The sequence below is a fragment of the Bradyrhizobium sp. B117 genome, assembly GCF_038969555.1.
GTDB lineage: Bacteria > Pseudomonadota > Alphaproteobacteria > Rhizobiales > Xanthobacteraceae > Bradyrhizobium.
The window spans coordinates 9,251,343-9,268,975 of the sequence record NZ_CP152414.1 but is presented as its reverse complement, the minus strand read 5'-3'; the positions used below and the strand labels follow the sequence as shown (position 1 = coordinate 9,268,975).

At 65.0% G+C, this 17,633-nt stretch carries 18 protein-coding genes; 15 read left to right on the top strand and 3 right to left on the bottom strand.

From position 1 onward, the window contains the following. Nucleotides 1–63: 63 nt before the first annotated feature. From AAFG16_RS44080 to AAFG16_RS44035, 10 genes are all read left to right on the top strand, one after another. Nucleotides 64–1,125, top strand: coding sequence for an oligopeptide/dipeptide ABC transporter ATP-binding protein (locus AAFG16_RS44080; RefSeq protein ID WP_342735335.1), 1,062 nt, complete (start codon nt 64–66; stop codon nt 1,123–1,125). Beyond that, a complete protein-coding gene (locus AAFG16_RS44075; protein WP_342735333.1) occupies nt 1,122–1,319 on the top strand; it encodes a hypothetical protein in 198 nt (65 codons plus the stop codon). The genes AAFG16_RS44080 and AAFG16_RS44075 overlap by 4 nt, the downstream gene beginning before the upstream one ends. After that, nucleotides 1,316–2,731, top strand: coding sequence for an amidase (locus AAFG16_RS44070; RefSeq protein ID WP_342735331.1), 1,416 nt, complete (start codon nt 1,316–1,318; stop codon nt 2,729–2,731). Before AAFG16_RS44075 ends, AAFG16_RS44070 begins: the two co-directional genes overlap by 4 nt. Then, on the top strand, nt 2,728–3,702 hold the full coding sequence (locus tag AAFG16_RS44065; protein ID WP_342735329.1) for an ABC transporter ATP-binding protein: 975 nt from the start codon (nt 2,728–2,730) through the stop codon (nt 3,700–3,702). The genes AAFG16_RS44070 and AAFG16_RS44065 overlap by 4 nt, the downstream gene beginning before the upstream one ends. A 484-nt stretch (nt 3,703–4,186) precedes the next feature. Beyond that, nucleotides 4,187–4,456: a GlsB/YeaQ/YmgE family stress response membrane protein gene (locus tag AAFG16_RS44060; protein ID WP_018321362.1), complete on the top strand. Its 270-nt coding sequence runs from the start codon at nt 4,187–4,189 to the stop codon at nt 4,454–4,456. Between the two features lie 254 nt (nt 4,457–4,710). Next, nucleotides 4,711–6,456 carry a type I secretion system permease/ATPase gene (locus AAFG16_RS44055; protein WP_342735325.1) on the top strand — a complete coding sequence of 582 codons (1,746 nt, stop codon included), beginning with the start codon at nt 4,711–4,713 and terminating at the stop codon, nt 6,454–6,456. Further along, nucleotides 6,453–7,787, top strand: a complete 1,335-nt coding sequence (locus AAFG16_RS44050; protein ID WP_342735323.1) for an HlyD family type I secretion periplasmic adaptor subunit — start codon at nt 6,453–6,455, stop codon at nt 7,785–7,787. The genes AAFG16_RS44055 and AAFG16_RS44050 overlap by 4 nt, the downstream gene beginning before the upstream one ends. 226 nt (nt 7,788–8,013) lie before the next feature. After that, complete coding sequence (locus AAFG16_RS44045; RefSeq protein WP_342735321.1) at nt 8,014–9,483, top strand: AMP nucleosidase; 1,470 nt, start codon at nt 8,014–8,016, stop codon at nt 9,481–9,483. Nucleotides 9,484–9,604: 121 nt separating this feature from the next. Then, entirely contained in the window at nt 9,605–10,210 is a 606-nt protein-coding gene (locus AAFG16_RS44040) for a tetratricopeptide repeat protein (RefSeq protein ID WP_342735318.1), read from the top strand. Nucleotides 10,211–10,313: 103 nt separating this feature from the next. Next, nucleotides 10,314–10,589 (top strand): DUF1488 family protein, encoded by a 276-nt coding sequence (locus AAFG16_RS44035; RefSeq protein WP_283082405.1) that lies wholly within the window; start codon nt 10,314–10,316, stop codon nt 10,587–10,589. A 168-nt stretch (nt 10,590–10,757) separates the two neighbouring features. On the opposite strand, the gene AAFG16_RS44030 is transcribed toward AAFG16_RS44035, so the two are convergent. Next, on the bottom strand, nt 10,758–11,240 hold the full coding sequence (locus AAFG16_RS44030; protein ID WP_342735315.1) for a CinA family protein: 483 nt from the start codon (nt 11,238–11,240) through the stop codon (nt 10,758–10,760). A gap of 142 nt (nt 11,241–11,382) precedes the next feature. On the opposite strand from AAFG16_RS44030, the gene AAFG16_RS44025 reads away from it, so the two are divergent. The 3 genes from AAFG16_RS44025 (at nt 11,383) to AAFG16_RS44015 (ending at nt 14,069) form a co-directional block, all read left to right on the top strand. Continuing rightward, nucleotides 11,383–12,441, top strand: a complete 1,059-nt coding sequence (locus AAFG16_RS44025; RefSeq protein WP_342735313.1) for an amidohydrolase family protein — start codon at nt 11,383–11,385, stop codon at nt 12,439–12,441. 25 nt (nt 12,442–12,466) lie between these two features. Next, a complete protein-coding gene (locus AAFG16_RS44020; protein WP_342735311.1) occupies nt 12,467–13,579 on the top strand; it encodes an amidohydrolase family protein in 1,113 nt (370 codons plus the stop codon). 76 nt (nt 13,580–13,655) lie between these two features. Further along, on the top strand, nt 13,656–14,069 hold the full coding sequence (locus AAFG16_RS44015) for a Rieske (2Fe-2S) protein (protein ID WP_036040510.1): 414 nt from the start codon (nt 13,656–13,658) through the stop codon (nt 14,067–14,069). A 169-nt stretch (nt 14,070–14,238) separates the two neighbouring features. Here the strand turns inward: AAFG16_RS44015 and AAFG16_RS44010 are convergent, their stop codons facing one another. Beyond that, a complete protein-coding gene (locus AAFG16_RS44010) occupies nt 14,239–15,564 on the bottom strand; it encodes an MFS transporter (RefSeq protein ID WP_342735307.1) in 1,326 nt (441 codons plus the stop codon). Between the two features lie 143 nt (nt 15,565–15,707). Continuing rightward, a complete protein-coding gene (locus AAFG16_RS44005) occupies nt 15,708–16,607 on the bottom strand; it encodes a transcriptional regulator GcvA (RefSeq protein ID WP_342735305.1) in 900 nt (299 codons plus the stop codon). Between the two features lie 110 nt (nt 16,608–16,717). Here AAFG16_RS44005 and AAFG16_RS44000 point away from each other — a divergent pair, with 110 nt between their 5' ends. Next, nucleotides 16,718–16,921 (top strand): DUF1127 domain-containing protein, encoded by a 204-nt coding sequence (locus AAFG16_RS44000; protein ID WP_124159348.1) that lies wholly within the window; start codon nt 16,718–16,720, stop codon nt 16,919–16,921. Between the two features lie 80 nt (nt 16,922–17,001). After that, nucleotides 17,002–17,625, top strand: a complete 624-nt coding sequence (locus AAFG16_RS43995; protein WP_342735300.1) for a GNAT family N-acetyltransferase — start codon at nt 17,002–17,004, stop codon at nt 17,623–17,625. Nucleotides 17,626–17,633 lie beyond the last annotated feature (8 nt).

The following is a 17,633-nucleotide window of genomic DNA, read 5'->3' as shown; positions in this document are numbered from 1 at the left end:
GGACAAGCCCGGCCATGACGGCGGCGAGGCCTTGGCGCAGGCCAAAGGTGAGGGAGCGCGGCCATGAGCGAGAGCAACACTTCCGTCGCCATGCTGGAGCAAGTCGAGGACCGCGGCGGCGTCGCGCAGCCGTTGCTTCAGGTCAACGGCCTGACAAAACATTTTCCCGTCCGTGGCGGGCTGTTCGCAGCCAAGCGCACCGTGCGCGCCGTCGACAACGTCTCCTTCGCGGTCGCCAAGGGCGAGACCGTCGGCATCGTCGGTGAGTCCGGCTGCGGGAAGTCCACCACCGCGCGCCTGCTGATGCATCTGATGCCGCGCGATACCGGCGACATCATCTATGACGGCATGACCGTGGGCCAGTCGCTGAGCCTGCGCGAGCTGCGCCGCGGCATGCAGATGGTGTTCCAGGATTCCTATGCTTCGCTCAATCCGCGCCTCACCATCGAGGAATCCATCGCGTTCGGCCCCAAGGTGCACGGCATGGCCGACGGCGCGGCGCGCACCCTGGCGCGAGAACTGCTCGGCAAGGTTGGCTTGCGCCCCGAAAACTTCGCCAACCGCTATCCGCACGAGATCTCCGGCGGCCAGCGCCAGCGCGTCAACATTGCCCGTGCGCTGGCGCTGTCGCCGCGGCTGGTGATCCTGGACGAAGCCGTCTCCGCGCTCGACAAATCGGTCGAGGCGCAGGTGCTCAACCTGCTCGCCGATCTCAAGCGCGAGTTCGGCCTGACCTATCTCTTCATCAGCCACGACCTCAATGTCGTCCGCTACATCTCGGATCGCGTGCTGGTGATGTATCTCGGCGAGGTGGTCGAGCTCGGCCCGGTCGATCAGGTCTGGGATAGCCCCGCGCATCCCTATACGCGTGCGCTGCTTGCTGCGATGCCGTCCTCCGATCCCGACAAGCGCACCGAGAAGCCGCCGATCACGGGCGATCCGCCCAATCCGATCGACCCGCCCTCCGGCTGCCGCTTCCACACCCGTTGTCCGTTTGCGGAGCCGCTCTGCGCAAATGCGACACCAAAGCTCACTGCGCTGGATAAGATGGGCCACGAGGCCGCGTGCTACATGGCGATTCCGGGTTCAGGCCATAGCCGCGCGCCCAGAGAGGGAAACGCATGACGAGACCGACACCGAAAGAGATCAAGCCGATCGCGCAGATCGCAGGCATCCCCGTGGACGACGAGATCGCGGCGCGCATCTCCAATTCCATCGGGCCTGCCTTCGAGGGGTTTGAGGCCATCGCCGGCACGCTGCCGTTCGACCTCGAGCCCGCGCTCTATCCGATCGCGCAGACGCAGAAGGTGTCGAAATGAGCACGGAGCCTGCCTTGATGACGCTCACCGAGGTCGCGCGTGCGATCGCGATGAAGCAGGTGTCCTCGCATGAGGTGACGCGCGCGCTGTTGCACCGCATCGCGCAGTGGCAGCCGCATCTCAATGCCTTCATGTCGGTTGAAGCCGAATCCGCATTGAAGGCGGCTGAGGCCGCCGATGCCGAGCTCGCCAGGGGCAATTCCCGCGGTCCGCTACATGGCGTGCCGCTCGCGCACAAGGACATGTATTACGACGCCGGCCATGTCGCGACCTGCGGCTCGCTGATCCGCCGCGATTTCGTGCCGACCGTGACGTCCACCGCCTTGCAGCGGCTGAAGGATGCGGGGCAGGTCCGCCTCGGCACGCTGCATCTTGCCGAGTTCGCCTATGGCCCGACCGGCCACAACGCCCATTACGGCCCGGTGCGCAATCCCTGGAATGTCGCCCATATCACCGGCGGCTCGTCCTCGGGCTCGGGCTCGGCCGTCGCAGCGCGCCTGACCTATGCCGCACTCGGCTCGGACACCGGCGGCTCGATCCGCATGCCCGCGCATTTCTGCGGCGTCACCGGGCTGAAGACGACGGTCGGCCGCATCAGCCGCGCCGGCGCGATGCCGCTGTCGCAATCGCTCGACACCGTCGGGCCGCTCGCCCGCACCGCGGAAGATTGCGCGCTGCTGCTGGCGCTGATGGCCGGCGCGGACCCCGCGGATTCCACCTGCAGCCACGAGCCGCTGTCCGACTATGTCGGCGCGACCAAGGGCTCGCTGAAGGGCCTCAAGATCGGCGTCCCCGCGTCGTTCTATGTCGATGATCTCGACAGCGAGGTCGCGCGCGTGCTGGACGAGACCATCGCGATGCTCAAGCGCGAAGGCGCCGACATCGTCACGGTCGAGCTGCCGGATCAGCGGCAATTGTCCTCGGCGAGCCAGCTCGTGCTCGCGGCGGAAGCGGCCGCCTTCCACAAGCGCTGGATGATCGAGCGTCCGCAGGATTACGGCGCGCAAGTGTTGATGCGGCTTCAGAATGGTCTCGCCGTTCCCGCCATCACCTATCTCGAAGCGATGCGCTGGCGTGGGCCGGCGCTTGCCGCGCACAACGCGGCGACATCGGGCGTCGATGCGATCATCGCACCGGCTTCCCCGATCCCGGCGCCGACGATCGAGGAGAGCGATGTCGGCGGCGGGCCGAGCGCGCCGGCCATGGTGCAGCGCCTGACGCTGTTCACGCGCCCGGTGAATTTTTTGGGCCTACCGTCGCTTACCATCCCGTCCGGCTTCACCAAGAGCGGCCTTCCTGTCGGCATGCAGCTGATCGGCCGCTCCTTCGACGAGGCGACCCTACTCACCATCGGCGCCGCCTTCCAGCGCGTCACCGACTATCACGATCGATTGCCGAAACTGCCGTCATGACAAAGCTCGTCGAGATCTCAGGCCTCAACATCCGCTTCACCGGCGAGCGCACGGTCTATGCCGTGAACGATCTCAATCTCTCGCTTGGCAATAGTGAGGTGCTGGGCCTGCTCGGCGAGTCCGGTTCGGGCAAGAGCGTGACCCTGCGTGCCCTAATGCGGCTATTGCCGAAGAAGCGCACGCAGATCACTGGCACCGTGAACGTCATGGGCCGCGACGTGCTCGCCATGAACGACGAGGAGCTGTCGTCGTTCCGCGGGCAGACCGTCTCGATGATCTTCCAGGAGCCGGCACTGGCGCTCGATCCGGTCTACACCATCGGCGCGCAGATCGCCGAAAGCGTGGTGCGCCATGAAGGCAAGTCTTATGCAGAAGGGCGCGCGCGTGCGCTCGAAATGCTCGATGTCGTCCGCATTCCCTCGGCAAAACGCCGGCTGGATGCCTATCCGCACGAGATGTCGGGCGGCATGCGCCAGCGCGCGATGATCGCGCTTGCGCTGGCCTGCCGGCCCAAGATCTTGCTCGCGGACGAGCCGACCACCGCGCTCGATGCCACCGTGCAGATCCAGATCCTGCTGCTGCTGCGCGAGTTGCAGCGCGAGTTCGGCATGTCCGTGATCTTCGTGACCCACGATATCGGCGTCGCCATCGAAATCTGCGACCGCGTGGCGGTGATGTATGCCGGCCAGATCGTGGAGCAGGGGACGCTGCGCGATATCGTCCGCAGCCCCGTGCACCCCTATGCGAAGGGCCTGCTCGCCTCCACCATCCACGGCGCCAAGCGAGGCGCACGCCTTGAAACCATCCCCGGCACCCCGCCGTCGCTGGCCGAAAAGCCCCACAACTGCTCCTTCGCCCCCCGCTGCAAGCTCGCCGAGCCGCGCTGCCTGGAGCGGCTGCCCGCGGATGTGGAGGTGGGCCCGGGCCGGACGGCGCGGTGCGTGCTGGCGGAGGCGATGGTCGCGACGTAGGCGGTGCGCTCCGTGGCGAGCGTGTTTTGTCAATGTGAGCCGAGCTTCAACCAAGCGCACAACTGCGCTCCCTCCCCCCTTGCGGGGGAGGGCGGGGAGAGGGGTAGCCCAGCAAAAGGCATTCGTTGTCGGGGTGAGCGGAGCGGCGCCACGGAGAGAGTCCCCGTGTGGTACCCCTCTCCCTGCCCCTCCCCCGCAAGGGGGGAGGGAATGAGAGAGAAGTGCGCCCCTCACTCCGGACGAAATCAGCGCGCACCGCGCCCCTGACGTCGAACCGCGCGCTTCCTCGAAATTCCTCCACGACAACACGCAGTTGTCACACTCCACCTCGCACCGACCGCCGGCGCAGCTCCTACTGTGCATGGGGTTGTTTTCGACGTTTTTTGTTTTCGCAGTCGCAACCGGGGCGTGGGGAACTGCATTCAGACCCCATTCATCCCGGTTCCCGTTCCATGCGGGCCGTTCACTTAGAGGGACTTAACTGATGTACATTTCCAACGAAGGCCTGCTTGTCATCCTGTTCGTCGGCCTGGTGGCCGGCTGGCTCGCCGGCAAGGTGGTGCGCGGAACCGGGTTCGGCATCATCGGCGACATCGTGGTCGGCATCGCCGGCGCGCTGGTGGCGAGCTTCCTGTTTCCCAAGCTCGGCATTCGTCTCGGGACGGGCCTCGTGTCCGAGATTGTCTATTCCGCCATCGGCGCGGTGATCCTGCTGCTGGTGGTTCGGCTGGTGCGCGGCGGCGGCAGGTTCTAGCCGCCCCCCGTTCGGAACCTTCCGCCTCTCTCCGCGCTGGGGCGAGGCGGAAACCTCTGCTATAAAAAGCCGCAAAGCCTGTGAAACACCGGACTTGCGCGCGGCGCCACCAGGGGTAGATGTGGCTTATCGGGGTCCTGGTTTAATTCGGCTGCGTTTCATCGCAGGAGAGAACACGATGTTAATCCCGGTCGAGTACCCCCTGAAGCTGTGAAATCAGGGGCTTTGCCCCTTACCCGAAAGAGATCAGACTGATGGCAGCCGTACCTGGCGTCCGCCGTTCAGAGCTCGGTGACGCCTTGCGCGCGTGTCGCACGGCGTTCCTCGGCGTCGGCTTGATGAGCTGCATGATCAACCTGCTCTATCTGACCGGGTCGATCTTCATGCTGGAGGTCTATGACCGGGTGCTGCCGAGCCGCAGCATCCCGACCCTGGTCGGCCTGATCATCCTCGCCAGCTTCCTCTATATGGCGCAGGGCGTGCTCGACATGATCCGCAACCGCATCCTCGGGCGGGTCGGCACCGCGCTGGACGACGCCCTCAACAAGCGCGTGTTCGACACCATCGTCCGCCTGCCGTTGCTGGTCGGCGGCCGCAACGAGGGCCTGCAGCCGCTGCGCGACCTCGACAATGTCCGCTCCTTCCTCGGCAGCATGGGCCCGAGCGCGTTCTTCGACCTGCCTTGGCTGCCGCTCTACCTCGCCATCTGCTTCGCCTTCCACGTCATGATCGGCGTCACCGCCCTGGTCGGTGCCATCATCCTGGTCGGGTTGACGCTGGTCACCGAATTCCTGTCCCGCCAGCCGGCGAAGGAGGCGATGGGCCTTGCCGCCCAGCGCAACGATCTCGCCGCCGCAAGCCGCCGCAACGCCGAGGTCATGGTGTCGATGGGCATGGCTGGTCGCATGAACCAGCGCTGGAGCGAGGCCAACGAAAAATATCTCGCCGGCAATCAGCGCGCGAGCGACGTCGCCGGCGGCCTCGGCGCGGTCGCGAAGGTGCTGCGCATGATGCTGCAATCGGCCGTGCTCGCGGTCGGCGCCTATCTCGTCATCCACCAGGAGGCGACCGCCGGCATCATCATCGCCGGCTCGATCCTGTCGGCCCGCGCGCTGGCGCCGGTCGATCTCGCCATTGCGCACTGGAAATCCTTCGTGGCGGCGCGCCAGAGCTGGCAGCGCCTCACGCGCCTCCTGGAACAGATGCCGGCGCAAGCGATGCCGACCCAGTTGCAGGCGCCCACCAGCCGCCTGTCGGTCGAAGGCGTCGCCATGGTGCCGCCGGGCGACCAGCGCCTGATCGTGCAGGACGTCACCTTCGCACTCCAGGCCGGTAACGGCCTCGGCGTGATCGGGCCGAGCGGCTCCGGCAAGTCCTCGCTGATCCGCGCCCTGGTCGGCGTCTGGCAGCCGGTGCGCGGCAAGGTGCGGCTCGACGGCGCGGCGCTCGACCAATGGTCGTCCGACGCGCTCGGCCGCCACATCGGCTATCTGCCGCAGGACGTCGAGCTGTTCGGCGGCACCATCGCGCAGAACATCTGCCGGTTCGATCCCGAGGCGACGTCCGACGCCATCATCGCCGCGGCGAAAGAGGCCGGCGTGCACGAGATGATCATCAAGATGCGCGAGGGCTACAACACGCAAGTCGGCGAGCAGGGCGCTGCGCTGTCCGCCGGCCAGGCGCAGCGCGTGGCGCTGGCGCGCGCGCTCTACGGCAATCCGTTCCTGGTCGTGCTCGACGAGCCCAATTCCAATCTCGACACCGAAGGCGACGAGGCGCTGACCCGCGCCATCCGCTCCGCGCGTGAGCGCGGCGCGATCGTCGTCGTGGTGGCGCACCGCCCGATCGGCGTCGAGGCGGTCGACCAGATCCTGGTGCTGCGCGACGGCCGCATGCAGGCCTTCGGTCCGAAGGAGCAGGTGCTCGCCCAGGTGCTCCAGCCGCGCGCGGTGCCGGCGGCACCGATCAAGGTCGTCAGCGAAGGCGGAGCCAAGGCATGAGCACGGTGGCCATTGGCGGGCCAAAACCCGCGGCGACGAAGACGGTGCGGCAGTCGATCAGGTTCCACCTGATGCTCGGGCTTGGCATCGTGCTGGTGCTGGCCGTCGGCCTCGGCGGCTGGGCATCCACCGTGCTGATCTCGGGCGCGCTGATCGCGCCCGGTCAGATCGTGGTCGAATCCAACGTCAAGAAGGTGCAGCACCCGACCGGCGGCGTGGTCGGCGAGCTGCGCGCCCACGACGGCGACGTGGTCAAGGCCGGCGACATCGTGGTGCGGCTCGACGACACTGTCACCAAGGCGAACCTCGCCATCGTCGTCAAGAATCTCGACGCCGCGCAGGCACGCACGGCGCGACTGCAGGCCGAGCAGCGCGGCATCGACAGAATCGAGTTTCCGAAGTCCCTGCTTGATCGCGCGGATGACCCCGATGTCAAGGCGCTGCTCTCCGCTGAGACCAAGCTGTTTGACGTCCGCGTCAACGGTCGCGCAGGCCAGAAGGCGCAGCTGCGCGAGCGCGTCCTGCAGCTCAACGAGGAGATCGAGGGTCTGTCCGCGCAGGAGACGGCCAAGGACAAGGAGATCGCGCTGGTCCAGAACGAGCTCACCGGCGTCCGCGACCTCTACGACAAGCGTCTGGTGCAGATTTCGCGTCTGACCCAGCTCGAGCGCGACGCGGCCCGCCTCAATGGCGAGCGCGCGCAATACATCGCCTCGCGCGCTCAGGCCAAGGGCAAGATCACCGAGACCGAGCTCCAGATCATCCAGGTCGACAAGGACATGGTCAGCGAGGTCTCCAAGGATCTGCGCGAGACCAACGACAAGATCGGCGAATTGATCGAGCGCAAGGTCGCCGCCGAGGACCAGCTCCGCCGCGTCGACATCCGCGCGCCGCAGGACGGCATGGTGCTGCAATCGACCGTGCATACCGTCGGCGGCGTCGTCACCGCCGGCGACACGCTGATGCTGATCGTGCCGCAGGCCGACGATCTCCAGGTCGAGGCCAAGGTCAATCCGGTCGACATCGACAAGCTCCAGATCGGCCAGAAGACGCTGCTGCGCCTGTCCGCCTTCAACCAGCGCACCACGCCCGAGCTCAACGGCGTCGTCAGCCGCGTTTCGCCCGACGTCACCACCGACCAGCGCACCGGCCAGAGCTACTACACCATTCGCGTCTCGATGCCGGCCGAAGAGGTCGCCCGCCTCGGCGACGTCAAGCTGATCCCCGGCATGCCCGTCGAAGCCTTCGTCCAGACCGGCGACCGCACCATGCTGTCCTATCTGATGAAGCCGCTGCACGACCAGCTGATGCGGGCCTTCCGCGAGAAGTGACGCGCGACAGCGCGTCATCCCGGAGCTCCGTGCTCGCTGTCATCGCCCGGCTCAAGCCGGGGCATGACAGCGGTGTGATCTCGTAGGGCGGGCAAAGGCGCAACGCGCCGTGCCCACCATCTTTCACACGTCGCGCATGTGGTGGGCACGCTTTCGCTTTGCCCACCCTATGGCACCGCCTTCTTTGCTATAGTTCGACTCAAGCCCACAACCCGGCGGTCGAACCATGCAATCTCCCCCCTCCATCGCCACCAAATCCTTCACCGATGCTGACCTCGCCGTCGCCCGGCTCGAGGAGATCTACGAGCGCAACACGAAATTCCTGCGCGAGCGGTTTGAGGCTTACGTTGGCGGCGAAGCCGTCACGACGCGGGTGCGGGCCTATTATCCCTTCGTCCGCGTCACCACCGCGACGCATGCCCGGCTGGATTCGCGGCTCGCCTATGGCTTCGTCGCCGGACCCGGCGTGCACGAGACCAGCGTGACGCGGCCGGATCTGTTTCGCGCCTACCTGACCGAGCAGATCGGTCTCCTGATCCAGAACCACGGCGTGCCCGTCGAGATCGGCGAGTCCGCCGAGCCGATCCCGATCCACTTCGCCTATCGCCGCGACATCAATATCGAGGCCGCCATCACCACCAGCGAGAACTCGCCCGTGGCGCGATCGCTGCGCGATGCGTTCGACGTGCCCGATCTCGCCACCATGGACGATTCCATCGCCGACGGCACCTTCGAGCTCCAGCCCGGCGCGCCCGAGCCGCTGTCGCTGTTCCGCGCGGCGCGCGTCGATTATTCGCTGCGCCGACTCTATCACTACACCGGCACCGATCCCGAGCATTTCCAGAACTTTGTCATCTTCACCAACTACCAGTTCTATGTCGATGCTTTCGCGCAGCTCTGCCAGCAGCGGCTTCAGTCGGGCGAGGCCGGTCTCGACTCCTTCGTCGCGCCCGGCAATGTGATCATGCAGAATGGCGGTGCGACCAGCGGGACGGCGCCCGTGCGTGCGCCGCAGATGCCAGCCTTCCATCTTGTCACGCCGGGCTATCGCGGTATCAGCCTGATCAACATCGGCACCGGCCCGTCCAACGCCCGCAACGTCACCGACCACGTCGCCGTGCTTCGGCCGCACGCCTGGCTGATGCTCGGCCATTGCGCGGGCTTACGCAACACGCAGCGGCTCGGTGATTACGTGCTCGCGCATGGCTATGTGCGCGAGGACCATGTGCTCGACCGCGAGCTGCCGCTCTGGGTGCCGATCCCGGCGCTGGCCGAGATGCAGGTCGCGCTCGAACAAGCGGTCGAGGATGTCACCGGGCTTGAGGGGTTCGAGCTCAAACGCCTGATGCGCACCGGCACGGTGGCGAGCGTCGACAACCGCAATTGGGAGATCTCCGGCCCCGACGTGATCCGCCGCATGTCGCAATCGCGCGCGGTCGCGCTCGACATGGAATCGGCCGCGATCGCCGCCAACGGTTATCGCTTCCGCGTCCCCTACGGCACACTGCTCTGCGTCTCCGACAAGCCGTTGCATGGCGAGATCAAGCTCGCGGGCATGGCCAGCGAATTCTACCGCCGCCGCGTCGGCCAGCATCTCGAGATCGGCCTGAAGGCGCTGGAGCGGCTCAAGCAGCAGGAATCGGAGCGGCTGCACTCGCGAAAACTCCGAAGCTTTGCCGAAGTCGCATTCCAGTAAGGGACAACAGACCTGCCGCATGAACGCTGACGTCTCCGTGAACACAGCGTCCTGGAATATCTTTGCCACGACAGGGTTATCACCTCGTCCGGGGCCGCTTGAAACAGGACAGGAGACCGAGATGCTCACGACGATGATCAGGCTCGTCGCGCTGGGTACGTTTGCGGCAGCCTTGTTGAACGCGCCGGCGTTGGCCGCCGGCGGAGGCGGGGGTGGCGGAGGCGGCGGTGGCACTGATCCCTATGCCGGCGCCTATTCGGATCAGAAACCGCAACCGGCCTATCCGAAGCGCCCGGGAAGCAGGGCAACGCAGAAGGGCAAGAAGCCGAACAACCAGTCCAGCATCGGCGATCCCGCATTCGCGGCCGGCTATCGCGTCGCCTATGACACGATCTACGAGCGCAACGACTATGCGGCCGCGATCGCGCAACTGAAGTCGCTCGGCCATGACGACCATCCGAACGTCGCCAACCTCATCGGCTATTCCTATCGCAAGCTCGGCGATTACGAGCAGTCGCAGGTCTGGTACCAGCGTGCGCTCAAGGCTGATCCGAACCACGTGCTGACCTGGCAGTATTATGGGCTCTGGCAGCTCGAGCAGGGCAATCGCGAGCAGGCGATGTATCATCTGAACCGGATTGCCGCCATTTGCGGGACCGCTTGCGATGAGTACAAATCCCTGGCTGCGGCGCTGGAGAAGCCGACCGGCACGGCGCTCGTGTACTGAACGCGCGGGGTGGGTTGGCCGCGCAGCCAAGCCACTCCAGACATGGTGACAAGTCGTCAAAATTTCAGCATTGTCCGGCGCGGGGCGCGACAGGGACGACTTGATGCCACTCTTGCGCGACAGAATCATCGGCCATGATCTCGAACGGCTGGCCTTTCGCTTCACGATGATGCGTGACGACGAGGTCGTGCAGTGCCAGATCTCTGATGCCGCGATGGACGAGCTCGCGGGCATGCAAGGCACCGAAGGCAGCGCGCGCCAGGCGCAGTTCCTGTCGCTGCGCGAAACCATCGAGCGCATCGCGTCGGACATTTACGACGAGGCGCCGAGGGTGCAGGGCTATGTGGTGCGGATTTTCATGCGGCATCTGGGAAGGTGATGTCTGCCCGCCCACCGCTGTCATGCCCCGGCTTGACCGGGGCATCCAGCACTCCGAGGCCTATCGATTCAATCACAGCCACCGCGGAGTACTGGATCGCGCGAAGGCGGGCGATGACAGAAGTGTTGGTGGCGAGACGGTCCCGACTCGCTCACCGGCGCGGCAGCCTCACTGCTCAAGCTTCCTCAGCAACAACCTCAGCGCGGTTGCCGCAAACACCTGCATGTTCGCAAACCGGTCGTTGCTATCGGTTTCCAGCGTCATCACCTCCGCCGCGGACCCTGCGACCGCCATGCAGCTGTGGCCAGCGGCGTCGCCGTAGCGGTTGCCGGTGGGGCCGGCGGCGCCGGTCTCCGAGAGGCCCCAGTCGGAGCTGAAGCGGCTGCGCATCCGTTCGGCGAGGAGTTTCGCGTAGGGCTCGGATGAGGAACGAAAGCCCTTCATTCCTTCATCCGAAATATCCATCAGCACGCGCCTGGCATCGCGGGTGTAGACCACAGCGCCACCGAGGAAATAGGCGGAGGCGCCGGGCACCGCGAGCAGGCTCGCCGCGATCAGGCCGCCGGCGGAGGATTCGGCGACAGCAATGGTCTGTTTGCGCGCGATCAGTTTGGCCGCGACCTGTTCCGCAATGCCGACGAGCTCTTTCATCCCTTTGACCCCTTATGCCTTCGCAACTGAGCTCAGCCTTCCTAGCATATGACAGAAGCCTTGGCCGAGTTGCGGGCGAGGGGCAGGCCTGCTTCAATGGCGGAGAGAACAAGACAAGACGAGGAAACGTGAAGGAGACGTCATGGCGTCCCTGATCGCCGGCGGGGTGGATTGCGATGTGCATCCGGCCGTGCCGCATCTGACCAGCTTGCTGCCGTACCTGAGCGACTATTGGCGCGATCAGGTGACGACGCGCGGCATGGTCGATCTCGTCTCGCAATCCTACCCGAAGAACTCGCCAATCGTGGCGCGCCCTGACTGGCGTCCCGAGACTGGCAAGCCGGGCGAAAGCCTTGAGGACATGCAGCGCCATGTGCTCGATCCCTTCCAGCTCGAGCTTGCCATCTGCAATCCGCTCTACGGCGTGCAGATGGTATTTTCCGAGGACATGCAGGCAGCCTTCTGCCGCGCGCTGAACGATTGGCTCGTCAAGGAATGGCTCGATCGTGATTCGCGGCTGCGGGGCTCGATCGTGATCCCGACGCAGAGCGTCGAGAAATCAGTCGCCGAGATCGAGCGCTGCGCGGCGGACAAGCGCTTCGTGCAGGTGCTGATGCTCGTGATGGGCGACACCCCGCTCGGCAAACGCACGCTGTGGCCGATCTACGAGGCCGCGGAACGGCTGGAACTTGCTGTCGGCATCCACGCAGGTTCCGCCTACCACAATCCGCCGACCGCTGTGGGGTGGGGTTCCTACCACATCGAGGATTATGTCGGTCAGGCCCAGGCGTTCCAGACCCAGCTCACCAGTCTCATCGTCGAGGGGGTGTTCGCAAAATATCCGCGGCTGAAAATGGTGATGCTGGAATCCGGCGTCTCCTGGATTGCGCCCTATCTCTGGCGTCTGCACAAGTTCTGGCGTGGGGTGCGGATGGAAACGCCGTGGGTCGATCGCGCGCCGCTGGAGATTGTGCGCAGCAACATCCGCTTGTCGTTACAGCCTTTTGATGTGCCGCCGGAACCTGAGACATTAATTCGCCTGTTTGATCATATGCAGTCAGACGAATTGGTCCTATTCTCCACGGACTATCCGCACTGGCAGTTCGACGCCCAGGACGCGCTGCCCGAAGGTCTGTCCCCCGATCTCGTGCGCAAGATCATGATCGACAATCCGCATGCAACCTATCCCCGCCTGACGTGAGCCCGCTGCCAAAGGAGGCAAGGCGATGAATATCCAGTTCCGCGAGAGCCAAGAAGCCGCTTCCCCCCTGACGACGAAAACCGCGATTGCGGACTGCGACATCCATCCGGCGCGCGCCACCCGCACCGAGCTCTATCCGTATCTCGCCAAGCGCTGGCAGCATCATCTCGAAATCTACGGCGTCCATGCCTATCAGGGCATGATGGAAGGCCCGCCCTATCCGAAAGCCCAGCCCAACGCCTCGCGTCGCGACGCCTATCCGCCGGAGGGTGGGCCGCAGGGCTCCTCGCTTTCCTTCATGCAGGAGCAGCTGCTTGATCCCAACAATGTCCAGCTTGGCGTGCTCAATCCGCTCAACACCGGGCAGGGCATCCGCAATCACGAGCTTTCGGCTGCGCTGTGCTCGGCGATCAACGACTGGCAGATTGACAAATGGACCAGCAAGGACAAGCGGCTGAAGGCGTCGATCGTCGTCGGCAATGAGGACGGCCTGTCGGCCGCAGCCGAGATCCGCGAACGGGCCGGCGACAAGAATTTTGTGCAGGTTCTCTTACTCAGTCGCAATGTCGAGCCGCTCGGTCAGCGTCGCTACTGGCCGATCTATCAGGCCGCGGAAGAGGCCGGCCTTCCTGTCGGCGTGCACGCGTTTGGCTTCGGCGGCAACCCGATCACGCCGTCGGGCTGGCCGTCCTACTACATCGAGGAAATGGTCGGCCACTCGCAGTGCCAGCAATCGGCGTTGGCGAGCCTCGTACTCGAGGGCGTGTTCGAGCGCTTCCCAAAATTGAAGATGGTGATGATCGAAGCCGGCTTCGGCTGGGCACCGTCACTGGCGTGGCGGCTCGACAAGGCCTGGCAGCGGCTGCGCAGCGAGGTGCCGCATGTGAAGCGGCCGCCGTCCGAATATATCCGCGAGCAGGTGTGGTGGACGACGCAGCCGATGGAAGATCCTGAACGGCGCGAAGATCTGTTCGACGTCATCAAATGGATCGGCTGGGATCGGCTCTTGTTCGCGACCGATTATCCGCATTGGGATTATGACGAGCCGTCGCGCGTGCTGCCGGCGGGCGTCAGCGAAGCCAATCGCGAGGCGTTCTATCTCGGTAATGCGAAGAAGCTGTACGGGATCGCCGCATGATCCGAAAAAGTGTGAAGCGATTTTTCCCCGCGACAAACGCGGAACGCGTTTGCGCGGAGATCATGCGGAGGAGATAATGGCGCGGCATGTGATTGCCGCGGTCGATGAGCTTCCGCCGGGCACGCGAAAATTTCTGGAGATCGACGGCCGGCCGATCGCAGTCTTCAACATCAAGGGCGAATATTTCGGCCTGATGAACCGCTGCCCGCATCAGGGCGCGGCGCTGTGCGAGGGTCCGCTGATCGGCCTCGCGCAGTCGAGCAATCCCGGCGAGATCGAATATACCAAGCTGGGTGAGATCATTCGCTGCCCGTGGCACGGCTGGGAGTTCGACATCCGCACCGGCCAGTCCTATTGCGACCCCCGCCGCTTCCGCGTGAAGGCCTATCCGGCCCATGTCGAGCCGGGCGCGAGCGTGGTGAAGGGGCCGTATGTTGCGGAGACGATCCCGGTGAAGGTCGAGAGCGACTACGTGGTGGTGGAGCTGTAGGCGGCACCGACGGTGCGCCCCCTCGCCCCGTTCTTACGGGGAGAGGGTTGGGGTGAGGGGCTTCTCTCCACACGTGAGATCGCTGAAGGACCTGTACCCCCTCACCCGAATTCGATCTGCGATCGAATTCGACCTCTCCCCGCAAGCGGGGAGAGGTGAAGGCAGACCATCAATGCCCAGCAACCGGCTCCGCCACCGGATCATACGTCGGCACCGTCTTGCCGCCGCCGCGATAGACGATCAGCGCTGCGATGATGCCGAGCACGGCCGCGAACATCAGCCAGGCGCCGGGTGCGGCCTTGTTGCCGGTCTGCTCGATCAACCAGGTCGAGGCGAACGGCGTGAAGGTGCCGAACAGCGCGGCGGCGAGCGCGAAGGCCAGCGAAAAGCAGGTGGTGCGCACATGCGCCGGCACGATCTCGACGAGGGCGCCGAGCATGGTGCCGCTGTACATGCCGAAATAGAACGAGAACATCATCTCGACCGCAAGCAGCTTGCCGAAGGTCGGCGCCGCCACCAGCCAGGACAGCGCCGGATAGGCCGTGAGCAGTGCCAGGGTCGCGATGGCGATCAGCACCGGCTTGCGGCCGATGCGATCGGACAGCGCGCCACCGACCGGATTCCAGATGAAATTGGTGACGGCGACCAGCAGCGTCACCAGCAGCGCGTCCTGCGTCGACAGTTTCAGCACGGTCTTGCCGAAGGTCGGGGTGTACACGGTGACGAAGTAGAACGTCGTCGTGGTCAGGATCGCGATCATCATGCCGAGGATGACGATGCGCCAGTTGGCGAGCGCAGAGGCGAACACCTCGCTCGCGGTCGGATGCTTCTTCATCGCGAGGAATGCGGGCGTTTCCTCCAGCGTCCGCCGCAGGAAGAAGATCAGGGGAATGATCAGGCAGCCGACGAAGAAGGGAATGCGCCAGCCCCAGGACGCGACGGTGTCGGCCGGCATCAGTTCGGAGAGGATGTAGCCGAGGATCGAGGCGACGAAGATCGCGACCTGCTGGCTCGACGACTGGAATGAGGTGTAGAAGCCGCGATTGCCCGGTGTCGAGATCTCCGCGAGATAGACCGACACGCCGCCGAGCTCGACGCCGGCCGAAAAGCCCTGCAACAAGCGGCCGATCAGCACGATGACCGGCGCCGCGATGCCGATCGTCGCATAGCTCGGGCAGAACGCAATCACGACGGTGCCGAACGCCATGATTCCCAGCGTGACGATCAGCCCCTGGCGGCGGCCGATGCGGTCGATATAGGCCCCCAGCACGATCGCACCGACAGGGCGCATCAACGCGCCGAGCCAGAACACGCCGAACGTATTGAGCAAGGACGCGGTCTCGTTGGTCGAGGGGAAGAACGCCTTGCCGATCGCGGCGGCATAGAAGCCGAACAGGAAGAAGTCGAACTGCTCGAGGAAATTACCCGACGTGGCGCGCAGGATCGCGCCGATGCGCGACTTGATTGCGGGCGGATTGGTTGCTGGTCCAGCCATGGCGTTGCTCCCCTTGAAGACGTGGCCGGACCGGAACTCATTTCACGGCAAGGCGACAGATTGATGCTGCGACAATCTGTCTTACCCCTTCCCGCGCGGGGCGCTGCAAGTCAATTGAATTTGCCGCGGAAGCCGATGATTTTTCAGGCTTTATTTTGCGTTGCAGCGACCAGCCATTGGCGGAAGGCGGCAAGCTTCGGCGCCTCGCGGCGGCCCTCCGGCGCAACCAGGTAGAAGCCGGCATCGGCTGGCAGCGCGATCTTGAAGGGGACGACCAGCCGGCCCTTGGCGATGTCGTCCTGGACGTAGGAGGTCCGCCCCATCGCGACGCCGATGCCGTCGATCGCGGCCTGGATGGTCATGAAGATCATGTCGAAGGTGATGCCGGGCTGCCGCGCGATGTCGGACGGCAGACCCGCCGCGGTCAGCCACAGCCGCCAATCGTCGCTGTTGGCGTTGGAGGTGTGCAGCAGCGGATAGCCGCGCAGATCCTCGGGCTGGCGCAGCGGCTTGTCGCCGCGCAGCAGTGATGGGCTACACACCGGAAACAACTCGTCGGCCATCAGCCAGTCGGCGCGTAGGCCCGGCCATTGCCCGCGGCCGTAGCGGATCGCGGCATCGACATTGTCGCGCTGGAAGTCGACGAGGCTCGTCGATGTCGTGATTCGGACGTCGATGCCGGGATGCTGCTCCTGGAAATCGGTCAGCCGCGGCAGCAGCCATTTGGCGGCGAGCGATGCCAGGGTCGAGACCGTCAGCACCTTGTCGTCGTCCTTGCGCAGCAGGCGGTCGGTGGCAAGACGCAGGTCGTTGAAGGCGGCGCGGACGCCCGGGAGGTAGTCGCGCGCCTCCGGCGTCAGCGCCAGCGCGCGGTTCTGCCGGATGAACAGGCGGATGCCGAGCTCCTCCTCGAGCCGCCGGATCTGATGGCTGATCGCGGTCTGGGTCACGTTCAGCTCCGACGCCGCCAGCGTGAAGCTGAGATGGCGCGCAGCGGCCTCAAACGCCCGCAATCCGTTCAGGGAAGGCAATCTGGCAGTCATTTGGCAGCAGGATACATGAGCTTATTTCATGCGAAAAGGTACAAATTGTCGTTTGTCGCAGCGCGTCGGGAGGCAGATATTAGCGGTCAAGTTAGCTCGAGGAGCTGAAAATGTCTACGCTGACCGACAATTCGATGACAAATCATCATGCACCCGGCCTGATCCAGCAGATCGGCGAGACGCTTCACGTCTGGCACGAGCGCTATCGGACCCGGCGCGAGCTCACCAACTGGACCGCCCGCGACCTCCACGATGTCGGGCTGTCGTGGTCCGACATTGCCTACGAGGCTGACAAACCCTTCTGGCGGGCCTGAGAGGCCGCCAGGCCGGCGCCGCCTGACTGTGGGGGCGCCGGCGGTCCCTTCTTCCTCTGGTCCCTTTGGGGGCGTCTGTCATGAGCACCCTTCGCCTGGAAGACCTGAACCAATATTCGGACACGCTGCGCACGCGTAACGGCGAGATGGTCAATGTACGCTTCGTCGAGCCGGGCGACACCGAGGAGCTCCAGCACTATTTCCGCTCGCTCACGACCCGCTCGCGCTACAACCGCTTCTTCGGCGCGATCAGCGAATTGCCGAAGGGCCTGCTGAACGAATTCCTCGACGTCGGAGCGCGCGAACGATTCACTGTGGTCGCGACCAAGATGGTCGACGGTTTCGAGACCATCGTCGCCGAGGCGCGCTACGCCTTTCATGCCGAGACCTCGACGCTCGAGTTCGGCCTGTCGGTCGACGATCGCTGGCAGGGCCATGGCATCGCCACTGCGCTGATGAAGAATCTCGAATGCCGTGCCGCCGCGCTCGGCGCCGAGCACATGTTCGGCGACACGCTGCGCTCCAACGAGAGTATGATCGCGCTCGCGCGCAAATCCGGCTTTGCCTTCGTCAACCATCCCGACGACTGGAAGCTGGTGCGCTTCGACAAGGAGATCAACGTCGCGCCGAAGGACATTCCCTGCGCGAGCTGGCGCCTCGCTGCTCTTTCCCGTCAGGCCGATAACCCCTCAGCCTCGGCCTGACACCACTC